At 38.2% G+C, this 22,987-nt stretch carries 21 protein-coding genes; 9 read left to right on the forward strand and 12 right to left on the reverse strand.

The window, feature by feature from the left end; all coding sequences use genetic code 11:
- Positions 1–13: 13 nt before the first annotated feature.
- The 5 genes from J3U74_RS08280 (at position 14) to metA (ending at position 4,834) form a co-directional block, all read left to right on the forward strand.
- Entirely contained in the window at positions 14–943 is a 930-nt protein-coding gene (locus tag J3U74_RS08280) for an ABC transporter permease subunit (RefSeq protein WP_220218256.1), read from the forward strand.
- Entirely contained in the window at positions 936–1,796 is an 861-nt protein-coding gene (locus J3U74_RS08285) for an ABC transporter permease subunit (RefSeq protein ID WP_267329049.1), read from the forward strand. The genes J3U74_RS08280 and J3U74_RS08285 overlap by 8 nt, the downstream gene beginning before the upstream one ends.
- Positions 1,797–1,798: 2 nt before the next feature.
- Positions 1,799–2,788 (forward strand): oligopeptide/dipeptide ABC transporter ATP-binding protein, encoded by a 990-nt coding sequence (locus tag J3U74_RS08290; protein ID WP_220218254.1) that lies wholly within the window; start codon positions 1,799–1,801, stop codon positions 2,786–2,788.
- 22 nt (positions 2,789–2,810) lie between these two features.
- Positions 2,811–3,623: an ATP-binding cassette domain-containing protein gene (locus J3U74_RS08295; protein ID WP_267329050.1), complete on the forward strand. Its 813-nt coding sequence runs from the start codon at positions 2,811–2,813 to the stop codon at positions 3,621–3,623.
- A gap of 278 nt (positions 3,624–3,901) precedes the next feature.
- Complete coding sequence (gene metA / locus J3U74_RS08300) at positions 3,902–4,834, forward strand: homoserine O-acetyltransferase MetA (RefSeq protein ID WP_220218252.1); 933 nt, start codon at positions 3,902–3,904, stop codon at positions 4,832–4,834.
- A gap of 237 nt (positions 4,835–5,071) precedes the next feature.
- Here the strand turns inward: metA and yfaU are convergent, their stop codons facing one another.
- The 7 genes from yfaU to J3U74_RS08335 form a co-directional block, all read right to left on the reverse strand.
- Positions 5,072–5,878 carry a 2-keto-3-deoxy-L-rhamnonate aldolase gene (gene yfaU, locus J3U74_RS08305; protein WP_267329051.1) on the reverse strand — a complete coding sequence of 269 codons (807 nt, stop codon included), beginning with the start codon at positions 5,876–5,878 and terminating at the stop codon, positions 5,072–5,074.
- A gap of 54 nt (positions 5,879–5,932) precedes the next feature.
- Entirely contained in the window at positions 5,933–7,198 is a 1,266-nt protein-coding gene (locus J3U74_RS08310; protein ID WP_267329052.1) for an MFS transporter, read from the reverse strand.
- 138 nt (positions 7,199–7,336) lie between these two features.
- Positions 7,337–8,542, reverse strand: a complete 1,206-nt coding sequence (rhmD, locus tag J3U74_RS08315; protein ID WP_267329053.1) for an L-rhamnonate dehydratase — start codon at positions 8,540–8,542, stop codon at positions 7,337–7,339.
- Between the two features lie 27 nt (positions 8,543–8,569).
- Complete coding sequence (locus J3U74_RS08320) at positions 8,570–9,328, reverse strand: IclR family transcriptional regulator (RefSeq protein WP_220218247.1); 759 nt, start codon at positions 9,326–9,328, stop codon at positions 8,570–8,572.
- A 487-nt stretch (positions 9,329–9,815) separates the two neighbouring features.
- Complete coding sequence (ilvD, locus tag J3U74_RS08325; protein ID WP_267329054.1) at positions 9,816–11,528, reverse strand: dihydroxy-acid dehydratase; 1,713 nt, start codon at positions 11,526–11,528, stop codon at positions 9,816–9,818.
- Between the two features lie 28 nt (positions 11,529–11,556).
- Entirely contained in the window at positions 11,557–12,825 is a 1,269-nt protein-coding gene (locus J3U74_RS08330) for an MFS transporter (RefSeq protein ID WP_267329055.1), read from the reverse strand.
- A 14-nt stretch (positions 12,826–12,839) separates the two neighbouring features.
- Positions 12,840–13,757, reverse strand: coding sequence for a dihydrodipicolinate synthase family protein (locus J3U74_RS08335; protein WP_267329056.1), 918 nt, complete (start codon positions 13,755–13,757; stop codon positions 12,840–12,842).
- Between the two features lie 222 nt (positions 13,758–13,979).
- On the opposite strand from J3U74_RS08335, the gene J3U74_RS08340 reads away from it, so the two are divergent.
- Positions 13,980–15,122 carry an iron-containing alcohol dehydrogenase gene (locus tag J3U74_RS08340; protein ID WP_220218243.1) on the forward strand — a complete coding sequence of 381 codons (1,143 nt, stop codon included), beginning with the start codon at positions 13,980–13,982 and terminating at the stop codon, positions 15,120–15,122.
- A gap of 55 nt (positions 15,123–15,177) precedes the next feature.
- On the opposite strand, the gene J3U74_RS08345 is transcribed toward J3U74_RS08340, so the two are convergent.
- Positions 15,178–15,927: an IclR family transcriptional regulator gene (locus tag J3U74_RS08345; RefSeq protein WP_220218242.1), complete on the reverse strand. Its 750-nt coding sequence runs from the start codon at positions 15,925–15,927 to the stop codon at positions 15,178–15,180.
- A gap of 258 nt (positions 15,928–16,185) precedes the next feature.
- Between J3U74_RS08345 and pgi the strand changes: the two genes are divergently transcribed.
- A complete protein-coding gene (pgi, locus tag J3U74_RS08350) occupies positions 16,186–17,835 on the forward strand; it encodes a glucose-6-phosphate isomerase (RefSeq protein ID WP_267329057.1) in 1,650 nt (549 codons plus the stop codon).
- A 93-nt stretch (positions 17,836–17,928) separates the two neighbouring features.
- Here pgi and crr read toward each other — a convergent pair whose 3' ends face one another.
- The 4 genes from crr to J3U74_RS08370 form a co-directional block, all read right to left on the reverse strand.
- Positions 17,929–18,432 (reverse strand): PTS glucose transporter subunit IIA, encoded by a 504-nt coding sequence (crr, locus tag J3U74_RS08355; protein ID WP_220218240.1) that lies wholly within the window; start codon positions 18,430–18,432, stop codon positions 17,929–17,931.
- Between the two features lie 9 nt (positions 18,433–18,441).
- Entirely contained in the window at positions 18,442–20,169 is a 1,728-nt protein-coding gene (gene ptsI / locus J3U74_RS08360; protein WP_220218239.1) for a phosphoenolpyruvate-protein phosphotransferase PtsI, read from the reverse strand.
- Positions 20,170–20,220: 51 nt separating this feature from the next.
- Positions 20,221–20,478: a phosphocarrier protein Hpr gene (ptsH, locus tag J3U74_RS08365; RefSeq protein ID WP_220218238.1), complete on the reverse strand. Its 258-nt coding sequence runs from the start codon at positions 20,476–20,478 to the stop codon at positions 20,221–20,223.
- A 144-nt stretch (positions 20,479–20,622) separates the two neighbouring features.
- Positions 20,623–20,967: a hypothetical protein gene (locus tag J3U74_RS08370; protein ID WP_267329058.1), complete on the reverse strand. Its 345-nt coding sequence runs from the start codon at positions 20,965–20,967 to the stop codon at positions 20,623–20,625.
- 129 nt (positions 20,968–21,096) lie between these two features.
- On the opposite strand from J3U74_RS08370, the gene J3U74_RS08375 reads away from it, so the two are divergent.
- Positions 21,097–21,639, forward strand: coding sequence for a UPF0149 family protein (locus J3U74_RS08375; RefSeq protein WP_220218236.1), 543 nt, complete (start codon positions 21,097–21,099; stop codon positions 21,637–21,639).
- 27 nt (positions 21,640–21,666) lie between these two features.
- Complete coding sequence (pepP, locus tag J3U74_RS08380) at positions 21,667–22,977, forward strand: Xaa-Pro aminopeptidase (RefSeq protein ID WP_267329059.1); 1,311 nt, start codon at positions 21,667–21,669, stop codon at positions 22,975–22,977.
- Positions 22,978–22,987 lie beyond the last annotated feature (10 nt).

The raw sequence follows: 22,987 nt of genomic DNA on the forward strand, positions 1-22,987 counted from the left end.
ATAAAGATAAACAATGATTACCTATATATTTAAAAAAATAGTAACGTTTTTATTTATTATCTGCGTACTGGCTCAGATTAGCTTTTGTCTTGTCTATTTTGTTCCTCATTCCACCTTTCAAAATCTGAATTTTAGCGATGCCTATATAGCTTTTTTCAAGCAATTGCTACAAGGACAATTTAGATTGATGTCGGGTGAAACCGTGCCATTTTTACACACTTTATTAGCGACTTTTGAGCTGTGTATTTTGGCGTTAATCGTGGCGTTACTCATTGGTTTACCGCTCGGTATTTTATTGGGTCTTAGTAACATTAATTGGCTTAATAGTTCGATTCGGTTGAGCTGTCTGCTATTTTATTCTTGCCCGATAGTCATGCTGGTTGTGGTGGTGATGCACTTAATATCACCAAATTGGACGGTATTGATTAACTATAACGTATCGCCTTCGGTATCCGGCGTTTCTTTGTTGGATATTTTTACCTCATCAAGAACAGATAAGCTAAGTGCGATACTTGATCAACTACATTATCTGATGCTGCCAACAATTATACTTGCCATTCAGCCAAGTATTATGACAATTCAATTAATTAGCCAAAATGTCAAAAGTACCTCACGGCAAAATTATATTAAAATGGCGATTATTCGGGAACGTTCACCCTTTAGAGTGTTACGACGTCATTTATTACCTAATTCAATTCCGAACACGATACCGCAGTTGACCTATAACACCACGACACTGTTATTTTCAACTATGGTGATCGAAATTCTCTTTAATCGGGTTGGCTTAGGGCAGTGGGTGATGATAGCATATCGTCATCACAACTATTTTATTATCTCCATTGCTATTCTTGCTTGTGGGACAGTGATTAGTTTATTAACCCTATTAGGTGAAATAACCGCTGTTGCGATTTATCCACTGCGCCGTAAGGAGCATTATGTATAACTCAGCTAATATATTAAAAAACATTAGGTTATTTTTTAATAAGCTTCATAGTAATCTTTACTCGATTGTCGGCTTTTATGGCATATTAGCAATCACCTTTGTGGCAGTGTCGACTAAATGGTTTTTCCATGCCCATTTAAATCCAATTTATGTTGCTTCGTTACCGCCGGCATGGTGGGCAAATGGTGATATCAATCATATATTGGGCACCAATCATCAAGGGCAAGATATTTTTGATTATCTGCTAATCGGTTATCGCTCCACAATGTCCATGACTTTAAAAGCGGTGTTTTATGTGGTTGTAATTGGCGGGATAATTAATTATTTGATGTTTTTTGTCGCTTTTATACGGCCATTCATTCTTTTTATCTTTCGATTCTTTATGGTGGTACCGCCACTGCTGGGGGTCATTGTTGTCAGTTTATTGCTGGGAGATGATATTACCAACGTATTAATTATTATCGGTTTATCTTATGCACCACGCTTTATCTATAATATTCATCAGCGAGTGATAAAAGAGTGGAATAAGACATACATTACCGCCTATCGACTAGACGGCTTGTCACGTTTTACCATTTTAAATCACTATATTTTGCCAAATATTTTACCGCTTTATTTAACGGAAATTGTTTCACTGTTTGGGTCAATTATCTTAGCGATGACCACTATCACTTTTTTAGGCTTTGCCAATGACTATTCACGGCCTGATTTAGGGATGATGATGTATACCATGAAAGATATTATCGACACCAACTTTTTAGCATTTTTAGCGCCGGGATTGGCTGTTTCTGCTACAATTACACTGGTTTATTTATTCAATTATGGATTATATGGCCAACGAGCAGGGCAATAATTATGGCATTGTTAGATATTCGAAATTTAACCATAGAATTTATCACGCCTGACGGTCTGTTGCGAGCCATTGATCGGGTAAATTTAAAACTGTCTGAAGGTGAAATTCGTGGGCTAGTGGGTGAGTCTGGTTCGGGTAAAAGCCTGATTGCTAAAGCTATTTTAGGGGTCACCAATCATAATTGGAAAATTTCGGCCGATAGATTCTATTTTAATGACATTGATCTGCTTAAATTGACGCCAAAACAGCGTCGTAAAGTGATCAGTGCCAATATCTCAATGGTGTTCCAAGAGCCTCAGTCGTGCTTAGATCCTTCCATGAAAATCGGGCAACAATTAATTGAAGCGATTCCTCGTCGAACGTTTAAAGGACACTTTTGGCAACGCCTATTTTGGCGAAAAAATCGGGCGATCGAACTTTTACATCGGGTTGGGATTAAAGATCATAAAGAGATCTTAAAATCTTATCCGTTTGAACTAACCGAAGGCGAATGTCAAAAAGTCATGATAGCCATTGCACTGGCAAATCAGCCTAAATTACTGATTGCCGATGAGCCAACTAACGCAATGGAAGCCACAACCGAAGCCCAAATCTTTCGGTTATTGGCGAGTATGAATCAAAATATGGGGACCACCATTTTGCTCATTAGTCATGATCTACAAATGGTAACAAGGTGGACAGATCGCATTAATGTCCTTTATTGTGGTCAAACGGTAGAAGTTGCTGATAGTGAAGATCTGATCAAGTCGCCTTATCACCCCTATACTCAAGCTTTGATTTATGCGATCCCCGATTTTGGTAAATCAATGCCGCACAAAAGTCCGTTAAATACTTTGCCCGGTGTTATTCCTTCACTAGAACATTTACCGATCGGTTGTCGGTTGGGTCCTCGTTGTCCGTATGCGCAAAAAAAATGTATTCAAGCACCCGAACTTATTCCAATAAAAGATCATGCTGTTGCTTGCCACTTTCCTTTAAATATTGATGAGTAACCATAGATAGTAGGAAGATAACATGAATCCAATATTAAAAGTGCGTAACTTATCAAAGCGATTTAAGATCCCAAAAGGTCTGTTTGGGCATTTGTATATCGATGCTGTTAAACCGATATCCTTCTCATTAAACGAAGGCAAAACCTTAGCCATTATTGGGCAAAATGGCTCCGGTAAATCAACATTGGCTAAAATGTTGGTCGGTATGATTAAACCCGATAGCGGTGATATATGGATCGACGGTAGCAAAGTCGAGTATGGTGATTTCAGTTCCCGTTCTCAATTAATTCGTATGATCTTCCAACATGTTGAAAGCTCGTTCGATCCAAGACTACGCATTGGTCAATTGCTGGAAATACCGTTAAAGTGCAATACTCAGTATGATGCTTTTGAACGGGAAAAGATGATCAGTGACGTATTAAAACAAGTCGGACTATTGCCGGAACATGCTTCTTATTATCCGTCAGTCATGGCCGCCGGGCAAAAACAGCGTGTTGCACTGGCTCGGGCACTGATTTTAAAACCTAAGGTGATTATTCTCGACGAGGCGTTAGCCGCTTTAGATATCTCTATGCGTTCGCAGATTGTCAATTTAATGCTCTCACTGCAAGCTGAGCAAAATATCTCGTATGTGTATGTTACTCAGGATATCGGCATGATGAAACATATCAGCGACGAAATTTTAGTGATGCATAATGGCGATCTTGTCGAATCCGGTAATACCGCAGAAGTATTAGCCTCGCCATTAAGTGATATCACCCAAAAGCTGATCAATAGCTATTTTGGTGAAGCATTGACTGCCGATACCTGGCGTACCGATACACGGGCTTTTTAACCATATTTTTTAATCATTCTTTTTAACATGCACTTAAATACGTTATTTACTACGCTGTTTCACCGGTCAAATCATATCGTAATATAAGCATGATTAATCCGTGCGAATAATCATCAGTAATCATGACTATTTGTCTGATTTTGTTTGAAATATCTTATCGAATATATCTGATAAAATTCTCGACAAACTTGCTAAAACACATTATATTTAGCTATAAAGATTTCTAGACGTCTATTTTAGAGGTTTAAAATTATTTATTGTTTTTTAGGAGTTTTGTTATGCCAATATGTATTCCTGATTCATTACCTGCTGTTGATGTGCTTCGTAATGAAAATGTATTTGTGATGACGTCGTCTCGTGCCAATACCCAAGAAATTCGACCGCTTAAGCTCCTGTTCCTCAATTTAATGCCTAAGAAAATAGAGACCGAAAATCAATTTTTACGGTTACTGTCTAACTCTTCACTACAAGTCAATATCCAGTTATTACGTATCGATCAACGTGAATCAAAAAATACTCCGGTTGAACATTTAAATAGCTTTTATTGTGATTTTGATGATATTTGTCAGCAAAATTTTGACGGATTGATTATTACCGGTGCACCACTAGGTAAAGTCGCATTTTCTGATGTGGTTTACTGGCCTAAGCTTGCTCAAATTATCGCTTGGGCAAAAGAGCATGTGACCTCAACGATGTTTGTTTGTTGGGCGGTACAAGCGGCATTAAATGTGCTTTATGATTTGCCAAAATTCACCCGTAACCATAAATTATCGGGCGTGTATCAACACCAAATATTGCAACCTAATGCGATTTTAACCCGTGGTTTTGACGATGCTTTTTTAGCACCACATTCAAGGTATGCCGATTTTCCGATTGATAAAATTAAAAACTATACCGATTTAATGATTTTGGCCGAATCAGATATAGCCGGTCCTTACTTAATGGCAACCGCCGATAAACGAATGGCATTTGTCACCGGTCATCCGGAATATGACTCGTTTACCTTAGCCAATGAGTATTATCGGGATTTGAAAGCAGGAATAAATCCGGATATTCCTTATAACTATTTTCCGGAAAATAACCCCGATTTAACCCCCAAAGCAACATGGCGAAGCCATGCTTATTTACTCTTTAGCAACTGGCTTAACTACTATGTGTATCAATTGACACCGTTTGATTTAACCACTCGTAATTTGACGATTGATGATTAATAGTAATAAATGGACTTAAATGCATAAGTCCATTTGTGAAATGATAATTAAATATTATGAGTGATATTTTAGTAAACAACGAAAAGCGAAAAAGCAGCATAATGTCATTTATCCATGATTGATATGCTTGTTTCTTTGGGATTTGCAGGTGTAGTGATTACTGCATATGCTGCTTGTGCTAATGCTTTTGTATTTTTTGCTCATATCAATCCCCGTTAAATTTGTAGTCCTTTTTTATTAATAAGAAACATTAGATGATTGATTTGTTTTTTCTAGCTGTTTAAAGTGGCTTAATCTTTCATCAAGCGCTTGCATATACAGCATGGTATCAACACCAACGGCAACGAAATTTGCTCCCCATGAAATACATTTTTTGGCCATTTCGATATCGACCGCTAAAAATCCTGCCGCTTTACCTAATTGCCTAATTCTTTTGATCGTTTTTTCAATGATTTTTTGAACTTCTTCATGTCCTGCATTGTCGGGATAACCTAAGGAGGCGGATAAATCGGCTGGACCAATAAATACCCCGTCAATTCCGTCAGTCATCACAATTTCATCCAGATTTTCTAATGCTTTTTTACTTTCTACTTGCACCAGCAGGCAAAGCGAATCATTCACTTTTTGCATGTAGTTTTCAATTTTTCCCCACCGGGCGGCTCTTGCCACGCTCGCCCCGACACCGCGAATCCCTTCCGGCGGATAACGTGTTGCTGAAACGATTTCTTTAGCTTGTTTGGCCGTTTCGACCATGGGAATTAATAATGTTTGTGAGCCAATATCTAAAATCTGTTTAATATTTGCTTGCTGACCTTCTAAAGGGCGTACGACCGGATGCGCTTTATATGGAGCGATTGCTTGGAGTTGTGTCAGTAGTGTTTGTGCAGTGTTTGGTGCATGCTCACCGTCAATAAGCAACCAGTCATATTGTGATGTGGCTGCAATTTCAGCCATATAGGATGTTGCGGACGATAACCAAAGCCCAATTTGTAAATTTCCCTTTGTAATTTGTTGTTTAAATTCGTTTTCCAATAAATTTTTCATTGTGTTATTCCAAATTTTTAGGAGCTTATTGATAAAATCAATAAGCTCAGTTTATTAACTATTTTTGTTAGTCTGTTTTAGCATAAATATGGTTGAGGTACCGATTATCGTGATTAACGCTAAAGTGAGTAAACCAGCCATATTGTTATTAAAAACTGTTTCGGCTTTTACACGGATGATTGGCGCAAAAAAACCACCAAATGCACCAAACATGTTGATAAATCCGATACCAGCGGCAAGCGCTGCGCCGGATAACAGATTAGTTGGTATCGTCCAAAAAACAGGTTGCACGGCAATAAAACCAATAGCGGCAAAACACAGCGCAATAATTGCAATGGTAGGGCTGGCAAGGGCTGAAATCCCGATGCCTAAACCGGCGATGAGTAGGGTTATTGCGGCGATATTTCGTCGTTCGCCTACTTTGTCAGAATATCGAGGAATAAAATAAGTGCCAAATAATGCGGCAATCCATGGAATGGCTGCCACTAAAGATGCTTTAAATCCAACCGTTGTTCCCATTAATTGGGCAACTTGAGTGGGTAAAAAGAAAATAAGTCCATAAACACTTATTTGAATTATCATGTAGATAATGGCCAGATGCCAAACGGTAATATTACTGATAGCATCGATTATTTTAGATGTGGTTTTTACACTTTCTTCGGATGATAATTTTGCTTGTAATGCCTGTTTTTCATTTTCATTGAGAAATCTGGCATCACTGATGTTGTCATCAAGATAAAGGAAGGTAATAACACCGGCTATCACGGCAAGCACGCCTTCGATAATAAACATCCAGTACCAACCCGGGCGATCTAAAAAGCCATGCATTTCTAACAAAGCGCCGGATAGCGGTGATCCAAATGTGAGCGCTAAAGGTGCTCCCATATAAAATAGCCCCATTATTCCGGCACGATACTTTTGCGGAAACCATTGCGAAGTTAAGTAGATCATACCGGGGAAGAAGCCCGCTTCAGCCATACCCAGTAGTACCCGTACCGCTAAGAATTTCCATTCACAATCTGCATAAGCCATTGCAGCGGATAAAAATCCCCATACTAAAGTTGTTCCACCAATCCAATAGCGAGCGCCAAATTTGCGCATTAATAAATTGGCGGGTGCACCTAAAAAAGCATAAGCGACGAAGAATATTCCGGCGCCAAGCGCAAATGCTTCGTTACTTAGTCCGGTATCTATTTGATAGGCAGATTTAGCAAAACCAATATTTGCACGATCTAAAAAAGCTAATACATAAAGCACTAACATAAATGGTACAAGTCTTAAACGGGTTTTACTTACCGCTTTTTCAAGAATATTAGACATAAAAACCCCCCTCTCCATACATATGATAGAGATGTAGATAGTGTTCATATGAAGAAGATTATTGGATCTTAAATTGCAGTTTTAACGTTTTTGTAAAACTGCAATCATTAATCAACAATCGTTTTTTTCTTCATATCATTAATGAGAATAAGGACGAATGAATGTACATTCACGATTTAATTCAACACCAAAACCCGGTTTATCAAGTACTGATTTATGAATTCTTCCATTCACAGGAACAGGCTCATCAATCAGTATTGGATCAAACTGAGGGCGTAGCGTTGAACAATCGGGGCTTGTCATTAAAAATTCACTAAATGGGGTATTGGTAAATGTTATTACTGCATGGTGGGAATACACCGATGAACCATGAGGCACAACCAGTTGTCCTTTTGATTTTGCAATGGCTGCAATTTCCAGTAACGTGGTTAAACCGCCACACCAGCCAACATCGGGTTGCATGATATCAATACCTGTTTCAGATAATGTTCTAAATGATTGAATCGTTCCATGATGTTCACCGGATGTGACCATCATACCCGGTGGGGCATTGCGTTTTAATTCCCGATATCCTTCATATTGTTGGGGAGGTAAACACTCTTCGATCCATTTTAAGTTATAAGGCGCACATGCGTGAGCGAGTTTTGTTGCATAGTTGACATCTTGACTCATCCAGCAATCTAGCATTAACCAAAAATCTTCACCGCATGCTTTACGCATTTGGGCAACCATTTGCGCATCTTTCTCTATTCCTTGATCACCGTCATGCGGTCCCCAATGCGTTGGCATCTTACCGCCAATAAATCCCATTGATTTGGCTAAATCCGGACGAGCGCCGGTTGCATAAAATTGAATTTCATCACGGACGGCACCGCCTAATAATTTGTATACAGGCAGATCCGTGATTTTTCCAAATAGATCCCAAAGGGCAAGATCAACGCACGATATGGTGTTCATCACTAATCCACCGGATCCGGCGTAATACATGGTTGCGTTGAGCATTTGATCATGAATTAATTTGATATCAGAAACACATTTTCCTTCAACAAATCGATTTAGGTGTTTTTCTACAATAAAACATCCCATTTCTCCGCCGGTTGATACGGCAAATCCTGTTTGACCATTATCAGCTTCAACTTCAACAATCAGTGTGCCAAGGACATTAATACCAAAAGATTGACGCGATTGTTCATACTCTTTATACTTACTCATTGGCGTGGCGATATGGTCGTCGATCCAGTGGTGGCCGCCCTGATCGTGATAGTCTGCCCCGCCGCTCCCTTTTTCGGCGGTTGCTCCTCCCATAAAATAAGCCCTTATTTCTTTTATTTTAGGTAGTTTCATCTACTTTCTCCTTTTGTGTTACAAAAATTATTCGTACATAAGACAGCCCAACTCTTTTGAGATATCTTTTGCACACTCCTTAATTTTAGTTGTGATTTCCGGTATGACTTTATCGGTTATTTGAAATGTTGTTCCTACAGCAGATATGGCCGCTGCGATATTGTTTTGTGCATTAAATATGGGAGCAGCTATACATCTTATATTGATATAATCCTCTTGATTATCAAAACTACAGCCTTGTTGACGAATCTTTGCTAATTCTGTATGTAAGGCGCTGGTGGTCATGATTGTATTTGCGGTTTTTTGTTCGAAGGACAGTTGCTTAACAATTTCGGCTATTTTTTCACTAGGTTGGAATGCTAATAAGCATTTTCCGACGCCGGAACGATAAAGGGATACTTGTTTGCCGACATAAGAACGCACACTGATTGTGCTGTGTGATTCACATTTCAAAATATAGTAAGCGGTATTGTTGTCTAAAATGCCCAGATGAGTTAAAAGCCCGGTGTGATTGGTTAATCGGGCAAGATGTTTTTTGGCTATTTCTCTTATATCAAAACAATTTGAAGCCAGTTCACCTAACTCAACTAATTTTATCCATAAAAAATAATCACCGTTCTGATCTTGTTTGATAAATTGATACGATTTTAGTTCTTCTAATAATAGATAAGCGGAGCTCTTAGGTATTTGTAGATTACTGATTATTTCGGCGGCACTACACTTACCTTTAGAAGCGATTAAAGTAAGAATTTTAACTGTTCTTTGTAAAGCGGGTACTTTAGACATACATTCCCATATATTGTACTTTTATCCTGTATATTGGATAAGTCGATTTTACGATTATCAAATTCCGGAACAACTATTTGATTGCATAATTGTGAACTTGATCATAAAAAATCTATAATTAACAAATGGTTATTCCTCTATATTGGAATTTTTGTTGTTATTCCAATATAGAGGAATTTCAGCAAGTTTGATTGATTAAATTTTTTTGTTTGTGTTTTGTCTTAAATTAAATTGGTTTTAGTTAGAATCGATTTAGTGGTAACAAATAAGATCATTTTTAGTTGATCTGTTTCTATTTAAGGTTTTATCGGCTAAACCGTTTTAAAAAGTTTGTATCAATACGCTGCATTTATTTAGTATCTGTTTGCCGATAGGATCTTCTATATCGCCATGGGCGGTATTTTATCGCTGTTGCCTACTGTAAATACGATCTTGACTTTAAAGTGCCACGAATGTTGATAGGCGGCACTTTGTGTTATTGTTATTGTTATTCTATATATGCACCCGCCATTAATGACTTAGCTTTTTGGGTATATTGCTTAAACACGCCTTTTCGGTTGGAATAATCCGGTGGCGTCCATTGTTGTTTTCGTTGAGAAAATATTTCAGCAATTTCTTGTGCAGATTTCATCTCGCCATTAATACCTATAATATTGAGTTTTCTTGCGTGGACATCAATTTCGACAATATCATTATCTTCAACAAGGGCAATTGGACCACCTTCAGCAGCTTCCGGCGATACATGACCAATACATGGCCCATGTGTCGCACCTGAAAAACGACCGTCAGTGATCAACGCAACACTTCCATTGAGACGTTTATCAAAGACAATCGCATCCGTGGTCATTAGCATTTCTGGCGCACCTGATCCTTTTGGTCCTTCATAACAGATAAAAATAACATCGCCAGGGTTAACCCGATTATTAATAATAGCTTCTTGAGCGGCTTCTTCAGAATTATAAACTTTTGCCGGTCCTGTATGTTTGTGCATAACAGCACTACAAGCCGTGTATTTGATAACGGCTCCGTCCGGAGCAATATTGCCTTTTAAAACGGCGATAGATCCCATTTTTTCTTGGTTAGGTTGGCGGATTAAATCATTTCGTTGTAATTTGTAATTATGCAAATAGCCTAAATTTCGGTCAAAGAAACCGGTTTGCTGCATCATTTCCAAATTATCACCTAATGAATGTCCGGTCACGGTCATAACATCCAGATCAAGTAAGTCTTTAATCATCCATTGCACCATAGGGATACCGCCGGCGAACCATAATAATTCGGTGACATATTGCCCGCTAGGTTGTACATTGGTGAGGTAAGGTACGGTATTGTTGATTCGATCAAACACATCTGCTGTTAACTCGAAGCCTGCTGCATGGGCAATTGCCGGTAAGTGAATGAGCGCATTAGTACTACCACTGATTGCTGCGTGGACTTTTATGGCATTTTCAAATGCTGCAGGTGTAAGGATTTTACCTGCTGTTATCCCTTCTTTGGCTAGATACATGGCATGGTGTCCGGCCGATCTGGCCATTCTTCGAATTTCAGACATAGTCGATGGCGCTAATGCACTTCCCGGAAGCGCTAATCCCAGCGCTTCGGACATACATTGCATGGTACTTGCGGTACCCATAAATTGACATGCCCCAGCGGTAGGACAACCACATCTTTGTAAGGTTTGAATTTGTTTAATATCAATCTCGCCTTTTTTATATTGTGCAGTGGCACCGCCTAGGTCTGAGGTTGTCATATTGGGAGCAGGGCGCATCGATCCGCCCGGAACATGCACTAATGGTATATCAAGTCGTGCTGCGGCAATAAGATGAGCCGGTACAGATTTATCACAACTTGAAATAAGTACCGCGGCATCATAGGGTATGACCGATCCATGAATTTCGACCATATTTGCGATAGCTTCTCTTGATGCTAGTATATAATTCATGCCGTCGTGACCTTGCCCCCAGCCGTCACATATATCGGTGACATGACTACGTACAGAGCGTCCACCCCGCTCATGTACACCAAGCATAACTTCATAACCTAAACTATCGAGGTGATAACTTCCAGGGTGGCTTTCTCCATAACAGTCGTCAATTAGCACTTGTGGTTTTTCAGTATCTTCAACGGTATAATTCATTCCCATTCGTAATGCGTCTAATTGTGACCATAGATCCCTGGCAAATTTACATTTCTGTTGCATAATATCCTCCAATGCAGTTTTAATTTTTTTATTTTGTTGGTTTTGCGGTGATAGCCGGTAGCGTGAACAATAACAGTATTGCCATAATTAACGCCCCAACTAAGGTATACAATCCTGCATTTTTACTTACGGTTACGGTTAATAAACCAACAAGGTATGGACCGATAAATCCGCCTAGATTACCTAGCGCATTGATTGTTCCTCGTACTCCGCCTAACACATTTGCCGGGAATAATAATGGGGGTAAAGTCCAAAATGGACCGGCATACGCTTGTAGGAAAAAGCCACATAAAACCATCATTCCATAAGCCAGCCATGTGTAATTTTCTAATAATATTGAGAATGTTAAACATATCGCAAATCCAATCATTGGAATGGCGGTATAGAGTCTACGATTCAATGTTTGGTCACATAATTTGGCAATATAATATTGTCCGAAAATACATAAAATGTATGGCGCTGCGGTTAATAGCCCTACAATAGACATACCACTACCGGTCAATTGTTTAATTAACATTGGCATCCAAAGGGCAAAACCGTAAAAACCGATTTGGAAGAAGAAATAGATAGCCACCAGTTTCCATAAGTTGATACTGCTTAATACGGTTTTGACACTGGCTTTATCATCTAATTTTATCAGCGCTTTATCTTTGGCAAATTGCTGATTTAACCAATCGAGTTCTTTTGGATCGAGCCATTTAGCTTGATGTGGATAATCACAAACCAGTGGCATCCAAACAAACAGCAGTGCTAACGAGATAATGCCTTCAATGATAAACATCTCTCTCCAGCCCCAAACTTCAATTAACCAGCCAGATAACGGACCGGTAATAATAGATGCTGCCGCTAAATTCATTTGGAAAAATGCTATTGCTCTAGCTCTTTCATGGTTAGGAAACCAATGCCCAATTAATGCTAATATAGCCGGATAAACGCCACCTTCAGCAACTCCCAATATAAAACGGATGATAAGTAGTTGAATCGGATCACGAACAAACCCTGTTATCGCCGCAAAACCTCCCCAAACAACAATCGTCCATGCAATAAATTTTTTGGCGCTGTATCGTTCAGCTATTTGACCACCCGGAATTTGTAAAAAGATATAACCAATAAAAAAGATTCCTGCGACAAGACCGGCAAACGATGCTGTCATACCTAAATCTTTATTCATTCCGCCTGCAATACCAATGGCAATATTGGTTCTGTCCATGTATGCCACAATATAAACCAAAATGGTTGCTGGAATGATATGTTTCCAACGACCTTTAGGAATGGTTTTATTTTCAATATTATTCATATGGATCCCTCCAATTATTTATTGATAATAGGAATTTGTGCCGACTTTAATAGTTCAACTAATAAGTCTTGTTTGTTGTTTGGTAGTTTTTTTACCGGCGCTAAAACTTCATTTGAAATATCGATACCGGTGAGTTTGATCGCTTGTTTAATAACAGCAAAAAATGGGGTTTCAATTGCATAAATAGGCATCAATTTTGCTAATTGACGTTGTAATGTAAATGCTGTTTCATAATCCTTTTGCTTGAACGCTTTATAAATTCCCTTGGTAATTTTAGGGGCAAAGTTAAATGTAGCCGGAATACCGCCATGACCACCTAAAATCAGCGTATCTAGCATATACTCGTCAAATCCACTGAAGATGATAAAATCAGGCCGGAAAGCATGCACTTGGTTGATCACTTCCCGTGTATGGCTAATGTTATCAATGGTATCTTTTAGCCCGATAATATTTGGCACATCCTTTGCCAATCGGGTAATGACATCAATACCAATATCTTGACCGGTTAATGCGGGAAAATTGTAAAGTAGAATCGGTATATTAATATTTTCAGCGACAGTTTTATAATGGTGATAAATTGCCTCACTATTCAATAAAGCATAATAAGGATTGACAACTAAAACGGCATCAGCGCCGATTTGTGCTGCATGTTGACCGTATTCAATTGTTTCTTTGGTACTCGGGCTGGATATGCCAATCATGACCGGAATACGTTGCTTGATATGCTTAACCGCAAATTCAGCCACTTCAAATCGGAGTTTAGGTGGCATATGACAAAACTCACCACCGCTACCTAAAATCAAAACTCCGTCAGCTTCATTGTTAATCAGATGATCTAATAAATTAGCCATCCCTTTTTTATCAAGATCCCCGTGTTTATCGACGATCGTCGGAACGGGTGGGAATATTCCTTTAAATTTTGCCAGACTCATCTTTTCTCCTTTGTTCATGATATAGAACTTTATTTCTTTGTCTTGAACGGATTATTGGTGAAAAAATTTTCAATTGCAATCCGAAAATACAAAAGAAAATAAATTTTGTGATCCTCCTCTCATTGTAAAAATTATTTTTTTTGCATGTTTATTTTTTCCGTATAATGAAATTAAGTTCTTTTCTAGGAATTATTTAAGGTGTTATTAATTTAAGAGGTAAATATGATTTATTACATTCCGCCGGTTAATTTATTAGGCAAAGGTTGCCTGTCTGAATTAGGTGTACCCGTAAAAAAATTGAATTGCAAAAAGGCATTTGTTGTTAGCGATAAGTTTTTATTTGGTAATGGTACGGTCGATAAAGTCGTTGATATTTTAGAAAAAGAGGGTATCGAATCAGTTATTTTTTATGATGTGAAACCTAATCCAACCGTTGCCAATGTTGAAAATGCACTCAAGTTATGTCAAGAATCGGCATGTGATTTTATCGTCTCAATCGGTGGCGGTTCTCCACAAGATTGTGGTAAAGCCGTTGCGGTTTTGGCGACCAACGGTGGCAAAATTACCGATTATGAAGGGATGCATAAAAGTAAACAAAAATGTTTGCCTATTGTGGCAATAGCAACCACAGCGGGCACTTCTGCTGAAGTCACCATTAATTATGTTATTACCGATGAAAGTAGACATGTAAAAATGATTATGGTCGATCCTAATACGCTGGCATCAATAACCGTTAGCGATCCGGATTTAATGATTTCCAAACCTGCCAATTTAACCGCTGCAACCGGAATGGATGCGTTAACTCATGCAATTGAAGCGGTGGTTGCTAAAGGGGCGATGGATGTTACTGATTCAACAGCATTATATGCTATCGCTCAAACCTTTAAATATTTAGCCAGAGCGGTTAAAAATGGTAATGATATTCAAGCCAGAGAGCAGATGAGCTATGCCTGCTTTTTAAATGGTATCGCTTTTAGTAATGCTGGGCTAGGCAATGTGCATGCTATGGCGCATCAATTAGGCGGGCTTTATGATTTACCGCATGGTGTTTGTAATGCGATGCTGTTGTCGGTAGTTGAGAAAGAAAATGCTAAACATGCACCACAAAAATTTAGAGTGATTGCACAAACCATTGGCTTTGATACAAAAGATAAAAGTGATCAAGAGTGTGTTGATTATGTGATTAAAAGAATTGAAGATTTAGCGCAAGAAGTCGGCATTCCTAAATCGTTGAAGGAATTAGGTGTTAATAATCCTGATTTTGAATTATTGGCTGAAAATTCAATGAAAGATGCCTGTGCTGGTGCCAATCCGGTATTTTTTGATAAACAAAAACTGATTGAGCTATTTAAGCAGATCGCTTAATAATGTATTGAGTAAAAGCGTTAAAATAATATTGAATCGTTATGATTCAATATTGTTAAAACTTATTGGTTAGCTGTTGGCAGGCTTTACGGACGAGCTCGGAGTATTTTTCGATCTTCTCTACCGGTAGCTGAAAAAGAACGCCGGAAATACTTATCGCCGCAATTGGTTCATGATTTTTATTAAATATCGGCGCAGCGATACAATGTACGCCTTTTACATCTTCCTGATTATCATACGCCCAACCTTGCGACCGGATTTTAGCCAGCTCTTTTTTTAACTGTTTTTTGCTGGTTATGGTGGTGTCGGTATATTTGGGCAATTTGTCTTCGGGTATCAGTTGGTCGATTTTCTCATCCGGTAACCAAGCTATTAAGGCTTTACCAATACCTGAACTATGTAATGGTAATTTTTTGCCAATCCAGGTACGAATGCCAATTGCCTGATCATTTTCAATTTTAGCAATATAGACAGAATAGAGCCCGTCAAGAACACCTAGATGACAAGTTAAGTTGGTTTGATCTCTTAATTTAGTCATCAATGGCTGAGCGATTTGGGTGATATCGAACTGTTCCAACGATTTATCACCCCATTGATGCAATTTTAATCCAAGATAAAACTTATTTTGATCTTGACGTAAGATACCATGCATAACTAATGCATTAAGTAGTGTTGAAGTACTGCTTTTAGGTAAACTAAGGTCTTGAAATATTTGACTAAAAGTTGCACCTTTATGACTATCTAAATAATCACAAATGCGAACGATTTTATCTAAGGCTGGTACTAGCGTCTGAATATTGGGCATGAAATATCCTAATATAATAATCTACGAAATTTATTTATTTTATTGGTTATCATTCGTTAGAAAATCTTTTTTTGAAAGGTTAAATGTATCAAATATCTTATCTTTAACATTATATTCAAGTTATTTGATTAGGAAAAGAAAATAACTTTTATTATTTTTTCTACTTACTTCATTTTGAAGGATAAATCCTTATCTTGCATCATGTTATGCATAGTTATATCATGGTTAATAGTGCAATATTATTTAAGGAATAAGTTTATGTTAAAGTCAATTGATCCAACTACCACCTCTTCTTGGAAATCCCTTCAAGCAAGCTATCAACAACAAAAAGATAAAACCATTGCCCAAATCCTCAAAGAGGAGCCAAACCGAGTTGAACAACTCAGTATCCCTTTTGAAGATGAGTTTTTGGTTGATCTGTCTAAAAACCGTATTACTCAAGCAACCCTTAAGCAACTTTATCAGTTGGCTGAGGAGTGTGATTTAAACGGCGCAATTAATGCGATGTACAGCGGTGAAAAAATCAATCGCACTGAAGATCGTGCTGTTTTGCATGTAGCATTAAGAAATGTGTCTAATACGCCGATTTATGTTGACGGTAAAAATGTCATGGATGAGGTCAATGCAGTATTAGCAAAAATGGAATCTTTCAGTAAAAAAGTCATTAGCGGTGAGTGGAAAGGTTACACCGGTAAAGCAATTACTGATGTGGTAAATATCGGTATCGGCGGTTCAGATTTGGGGCCGGTGATGATTACCGAAGCGTTACGCCCTTATAAAAATCATTTAACCATGCACTTTGTTTCAAATGTAGACGGGACACATATTGTTGAGGCACTTAAGGGCTTAAATCCGGAAACGACCCTATTTTTGGTTGCTTCTAAAACGTTTACCACACAAGAAACGATGACCAATGCCCAAACCGCACGTGACTGGTTGCTTGATGCCGCTAAAGACGATAAAGCAGTTGCCTTGCACTTTGTGGCGCTTTCAACTAACGCCAAAGAGGTTGAAAAATTTGGTATCGATACTGCTAATATGTTTGAGTTTTGGGATTGGGTTGGAGGTCGTTACTCTTCTTGGTCGGCAATCGGTTTATCGATTGTGTTATCCATTGGCTTTGATAATTTTAAACAGTTTTTAGCGGGTGGTCATGCCATGGATAAGCACTTCCAAAGTGCACCGATTGAAAAAAATATTCCGACGCTGCTTGCTTTAATTGGTATTTGGTACAACAACTTTTTTGGCGCAGAAACTGAGGCTATTTTACCTTATGATCAGTATATGCACCGTTTTGCTGCCTATTTCCAACAAGGCAATATGGAGTCAAATGGTAAAAGCGTTGATCGTAATGGTAAGAAAACAACTTATACCACTGGCCCAATTATTTGGGGTGAGCCGGGTACTAACGGGCAACATGCTTTTTATCAATTAATTCATCAAGGCACAAAATTAATTCCTTGTGATTTTATTGCACCGGCAATCAGCCATAACCCAGTTGGTGATCATCATCCTAAATTATTATCTAACTTCTTTGCGCAAACAGAAGCGTTAGCCTTTGGTAAAACCGCTGAGCAAGTTGAACAAGAGTTTATTGCTGCCGGTAAAAAACTCGATGACGTTAAGTCGATAGTGCCATTTAAAGTTTTTGAAGGTAATAAACCGACCAACTCTATTTTAGTGAAAAAAATCACGCCATATACTTTAGGTGCATTAGTGGCGATGTATGAGCACAAAATCTTCACGCAAGGCGTTATTTTAAATATCTTTAGCTTTGATCAGTGGGGCGTTGAATTAGGTAAACAGTTAGCCGGTCGAATTTTACCTGAACTTGCGGATGATAAACCCGTTAGCTCACATGATCAGTCAACCAACAGCTTGATTAATCAATACAAAAAATGGCGTTAAACCAATTATTTGAACTCTGTGTTTGAGTTTTTGCAACAAAAAACCTTCAGCGAAAACTGAAGGTTTTTTTATGAGTAGTAACTTTTTGCGATGTTATTTTTTTACACGCATAATTGGTGTTTTACCTGCCTCAACAGAGCCAGATAACTTAGTCAGTTCAACAACAGTTTCCATATTAGATATCACAACTGGTGTTAACACTGATTTGGCTTTGCTCTCAAGTAATGGCAGATCAATTTCAATAATTGTATCGCCAATTTTTACTTGTTGCCCTTCTTCTGCAATACGAGTAAAGCCTTCACCTTTAAGCTCAACAGTATCGATACCAAAGTGAACAAATAGCTCGATACCCTCGTCAGATTCAATTGCAAATGCATGATTTGTCTCGAAAATCTTGCCAATTCTACCATTTAATGGTGCAACAATTTTATTACCAGACGGTTTGATAGCTACGCCATCACCAACGATTTTTTCAGCAAAAACCACATCTGGTACATCTTCGATTTTGACAATTTCTCCACTTAGTGGCGCAATAATTTCGATGCTATTTTTGCTACCATCGGACACAAATTGCTTAATTTTATCGAATAGACCCATTATTGTCTCCTAACAGATTTGTTTTTCAGCGGTATATTTTTCAATTAAATCAAGAATTTCTTTCGCTGTTGCTTTTTCTAATGCATTTTCAGCAAATTTCTTCGCTTCTTCGTAATTAGTGTTACGAATCAGTTTTTTGATTTTTGGAATCGATACCGCACTCATACTAAATTCATCAAGTCCCATACCGAGTAGTAAAACTGTTGCTCTTTCATCGCCAGCAAGTTCACCACACATACCCGTCCATTTGCCTTCTTTGTGAGAAGCATCAATAACATTTTTAATTAATGTTAACACTGACGGTGACAGTGGGTTATACAGGTGAGAAATTAGTTCATTACCACGGTCAACAGCAAGGGTGTATTGGGTTAAATCGTTAGTTCCGATACTAAAGAAGTCAACTTCTTTCGCTAAATGGCGAGCTATCACCGCAGCAGCTGGGGTTTCAATCATAACACCGATTTCAATACCCTTATCAAACGCTTTACCTTCAGCGGTAAGTTGTTCTTTAAGAATATTAATTTCAGATTTTAAGATACGGATTTCTTCAACCGATATGATCATCGGGAACATAATACGTAATTTACCAAATGCAGAAGCACGTAAAATAGCACGTAACTGCGCATGTAAAATCTCTTTACGATCGAGGCAGATACGGATTGCACGCCAACCTAAGAATGGATTCTCTTCTTTTGGCAGGTGCATATAAGGGACATCTTTGTCACCACCGATATCCATTGTACGCACAATGACCGATAAACCTTTAGCCGCTTCAGCCACTTCTTTGTAAGCTTTGAATTGTTCTTCTTCATTTGGATACGCATCACGATCCATGAATAAAAATTCAGTACGATAAAGCCCCACACCTTCATAGCCGTTACGCTCAGCTCCGGCAATATCACGAACAGTTCCGATGTTGCCACAAATTTCGACTTGGTGACCATCAAGCGTGACCGCAGGGAGATCTTTTAATTTGGCTAACTCTTCTTTATCACTGATGTATTTTGCTTGAACTTGTTTAAGTTTTTCTTGAGTGGCGTGATCCGGGTTAATATAAATTGCGTTGTTGATCGCATCTAAAATAACAAAATCACCTTGTTTAATCATTTGCGTTGCATTTGATGTACCAACAATGGCTGGAATTTCTAATGAACGTGCCATAATTGAGGTGTGCGAAGTGCGTCCACCAGCATCAGTAATAAAGCCTAATACCATGTCTAAATTAAGTTGCGCTGTTTCAGACGGTGTTAAGTCGGTTGCCACTAAAATACATGGTTGGCTAATCGCACTTAAATCAACGATTTCAATGCCTAAAATATTTTTTAGTAATCGCTTACCAATATCACGAATATCAGCTGCACGCTCTTTTAAATATTCGTCATCTAAATTTTCTAGCTCTTTTGCTTGGGTTTCAAATACAGCTTGAACTGCGGCATCAGCACTTGAATGTTTGCTTTTAATGCGAGAGATAACTTCTTGCTCAAGATCTTCATCTTCAAGAAGCATAATATGACCTTCAAATATGGCTGCTTTATCTTCGCCTAAAGTCGTTTTTGCTCGTTCCATAATCGCATTAAGTTGCTCGCTTGATTTTTGACGAGCTTGTTTAAAGCGGTCTATTTCAGCATCGATTTTGTTATCAAGAATTGGCCTATTATTGATCACAATAGGTTCTTCTTTTAATAATAGCGCTTTTGCAAAAGCGATACCCGGAGAAACAAGTATACCTGATACCATAACATTTAATCCTTATTCAATATTAAAACCGTTTATAGCTTATTGGGAGTTTTATTCCAATTCAGGAATTAATTTTACTAAATGATTTACTGCTTCTTTCTCGTCTTCACCTTCAGCAGAAATTGTAATTGTTGTCCCTTGTGTTAAACCTAAAGTTTGCAATTTAAATAAACTTTTAGCACTGGCACTTTTACCGTTTGAAGTGACGGTAATTTCAGCGTTAAAGTTTTTTGCTTCTTTTACAAATTGTGCAGCAGGGCGGGTATGAAGACCGTTAGATGCAGTAATGGTTACATCTTGCTTGTACATAGTATTTTTACTCCCAAAAATATTTTCATTTTTACACAACCAATATAAATAAAAACAGCTAGAAAGGCTAGTAAGATTTGATAGATCTTTTACAATTAATCAATCTTATTTACACTTCTATTGCTAAAGCTAGCTGATATTATCTTAATATCGGTAAATTCGAGTGACTTTGTCACTACATTTATTAAATTCAACCTGTCCATGAATACCATGTTTGATATTTTCAAAGACGACCTCTTCACTGCCGTCAAGCTGTGATGCTCTAATCTCTTCCCGGCAGAATGTTTCAAATTTTTGTAACTCTTGTTCGCCATTACCCAATTGATAATTTCTAGGTAAATTCTGGCTACTTACATAGGTATGAGTTTTATTCTGCACATCAAGAATAATAATGCCTTGATTGGTAAACCATGCACTACAAGCGGTTAATGATAAAGCAATCAGTGATAATAGTAGAGGAAATTTCACAACTAATCTTAAAATGTTCAAAATAATTCCTTTATTAAGCAATGTAACCTGTTTATTATTGTTAACTGGGTACGAATTATATACTAATAATCAGTGAAAGTGCAGGGGGTGTATTTTTTACTGATATAACTGAAAATCAGGGTGGATTTAATGACTGATATGATCAATTATGACGAACTTAATCGCCAATTAATGCAAAATAAAATAGGGGTAAGTGCGGCCGAATTGCATGGTTTTATTTCAGGCATATTAGCTGGTGGTAATCTCGATGAGAGCTGGCGTCCTTTAGTTGAAGATATGTTAAATAATGGGCAGGCTATTGCTCAGCCATTAAATAAGCAGATTGAAAATTTATATCATTTAACTAAGCAGCAGTTAACCGATGAAGATTTTGAGTTCCAATTGCAACTGAGCTCTCAAGACCTGTTTACTCAAATCAATGATCTTGTTGGTTGGGTCAATCATTTTCTGTTAGGGATTGGGCTTGTTCAGCCAAAATTAAGTCGCATAAAAGGCGATGTTGGCGAAGCGATTTATGATCTAAGAGAAATTGCTAAGTTAGGTTTTGATGAAGATGAAGATCAGCAAGAGCTGGGTTTTGCTTTTGAAGAGATCAAAGAGTATGTACGCATTACTGCGATGCTCTGCTTTGAAGAGTTTAACGAGCCTGATATTATGCCAACTATCCATTAATCTCTATTTATCGCTAAGGTCATAACCATGCCAAACACAGATATCAAAACAGAGCTGTTTGCCCGTCGGGAGAAACTGCTTGCTCAAATGGTGCCAAATAGTGTGGCACTCTTTTTTGCTGCGCCAGAAATGACCCGCAGTAATGATACCCATTATCCTTATCGACAAGATAGTGATTTTTGGTATTTTACTCAGTTTAGTGAACCACAAGCGGTACTGGCAATCATTAAACAGTCTAATGATGCCAAATATGTGCTATTTAATCGCAAAAAAGACCCACTGGCTGAAACGTGGACAGGTTATCGTTTAGGACAACAAGCGGCGCTCGAAGCGGTATTGGTGGATGAAGCTTACCTTTTTGATGACATCGCAACTGTTTTACCCGATATCTTAGATGGCAAAACCACTATCTATCATGCTGATCAGCATTATGATTATGCTGACACCATTGTTAAACAAGCACTGATGACTTTAAGAGAAGGCGCTCGCGTTAAACGCGTTGCGCCAAGTACAGTCATTGACTGGCGCCTAATTGTTCATCAAATGCGAATGTTTAAATCGGAGTATGAGTTGCAGATTTTACGCAAGGCGTGTGACATTAGCGCAAAGGCGCACATGCGTGCGATGCAAAAATGTCAGCCGTTGTTGTATGAATATCAGTTAGAAGCCGAAATCTTACATGAATTTGCATGGCATGGCGCTCGTTTTCCGTCTTACAATACCATTGTTGGCAGTGGCAATAATGGTTGTATATTGCATTATGAGAACAATTGCGATCAATTGAAAAATGGCGATTTGGTGTTGATTGATGCAGGGTGTGAATACCAATATTATGCTGGGGATATTACCCGAACATTTCCTATTAATGGCGAGTTTAGTCAAGCTCAGCGAGACATTTACGACATTGTGCTGGCGGCACAATATCATGCAATTGAACTCTTTAAACCCGGAACGACCATTTTAGCTGTTAATGAACTGGTTGTACGTATTATGGTTGAAGGTTTAGTTAAGCTCGGTATTATGCAAGGCGATGTCGATAGTTTAATTGCCAATAAAGCGTATAGCGAATTTTATATGCATGGTTTAGGGCATTGGCTGGGGATAGATGTGCACGATGTGGGGCAAGGGCGAGATTGCATTTTACAACCCGGCATGGTGCTAACCGTTGAACCGGGGCTGTATATCAACAAAGATGCTGATGTACCCGAACATTATAAAGGGATTGGTATTCGTATTGAGGATAATATTTTAATTACACCGTCAGGCAACGAAGTATTAACGGCTAAGGTGCCTAAAGATCCTTTAGCCATCGAAGCTTTGATGAAAAAGCCAATTTAACGTTTTTGGA

This window comes from Gilliamella sp. B3892, assembly GCF_026536305.1.
Taxonomy (GTDB): domain Bacteria; phylum Pseudomonadota; class Gammaproteobacteria; order Enterobacterales; family Orbaceae; genus Gilliamella.

Bases quoted from the DNA above. Each gene is read 5' to 3' on its own strand.
- J3U74_RS08280 (WP_220218256.1), top strand. From the start codon at position 14: ATGATTACCTATATATTTAAAAAAATAGTAACGTTTTTATTTATTATC.
- J3U74_RS08285 (WP_267329049.1), top strand. From the start codon at position 936: ATGTATAACTCAGCTAATATATTAAAAAACATTAGGTTATTTTTTAAT.
- J3U74_RS08290 (WP_220218254.1), top strand. From the start codon at position 1,799: ATGGCATTGTTAGATATTCGAAATTTAACCATAGAATTTATCACGCCT.
- J3U74_RS08295 (WP_267329050.1), top strand. From the start codon at position 2,811: ATGAATCCAATATTAAAAGTGCGTAACTTATCAAAGCGATTTAAGATC.
- metA (WP_220218252.1), top strand. From the start codon at position 3,902: ATGCCAATATGTATTCCTGATTCATTACCTGCTGTTGATGTGCTTCGT.
- yfaU (WP_267329051.1), bottom strand. From the start codon at position 5,878: ATGAAAAATTTATTGGAAAACGAATTTAAACAACAAATTACAAAGGGA.
- J3U74_RS08310 (WP_267329052.1), bottom strand. From the start codon at position 7,198: ATGTCTAATATTCTTGAAAAAGCGGTAAGTAAAACCCGTTTAAGACTT.
- rhmD (WP_267329053.1), bottom strand. From the start codon at position 8,542: ATGAAACTACCTAAAATAAAAGAAATAAGGGCTTATTTTATGGGAGGA.
- J3U74_RS08320 (WP_220218247.1), bottom strand. From the start codon at position 9,328: ATGTCTAAAGTACCCGCTTTACAAAGAACAGTTAAAATTCTTACTTTA.
- ilvD (WP_267329054.1), bottom strand. From the start codon at position 11,528: ATGCAACAGAAATGTAAATTTGCCAGGGATCTATGGTCACAATTAGAC.
- J3U74_RS08330 (WP_267329055.1), bottom strand. From the start codon at position 12,825: ATGAATAATATTGAAAATAAAACCATTCCTAAAGGTCGTTGGAAACAT.
- J3U74_RS08335 (WP_267329056.1), bottom strand. From the start codon at position 13,757: ATGAGTCTGGCAAAATTTAAAGGAATATTCCCACCCGTTCCGACGATC.
- J3U74_RS08340 (WP_220218243.1), top strand. From the start codon at position 13,980: ATGATTTATTACATTCCGCCGGTTAATTTATTAGGCAAAGGTTGCCTG.
- J3U74_RS08345 (WP_220218242.1), bottom strand. From the start codon at position 15,927: ATGCCCAATATTCAGACGCTAGTACCAGCCTTAGATAAAATCGTTCGC.
- pgi (WP_267329057.1), top strand. From the start codon at position 16,186: ATGTTAAAGTCAATTGATCCAACTACCACCTCTTCTTGGAAATCCCTT.
- crr (WP_220218240.1), bottom strand. From the start codon at position 18,432: ATGGGTCTATTCGATAAAATTAAGCAATTTGTGTCCGATGGTAGCAAA.
- ptsI (WP_220218239.1), bottom strand. From the start codon at position 20,169: ATGGTATCAGGTATACTTGTTTCTCCGGGTATCGCTTTTGCAAAAGCG.
- ptsH (WP_220218238.1), bottom strand. From the start codon at position 20,478: ATGTACAAGCAAGATGTAACCATTACTGCATCTAACGGTCTTCATACC.
- J3U74_RS08375 (WP_220218236.1), top strand. From the start codon at position 21,097: ATGACTGATATGATCAATTATGACGAACTTAATCGCCAATTAATGCAA.
- pepP (WP_267329059.1), top strand. From the start codon at position 21,667: ATGCCAAACACAGATATCAAAACAGAGCTGTTTGCCCGTCGGGAGAAA.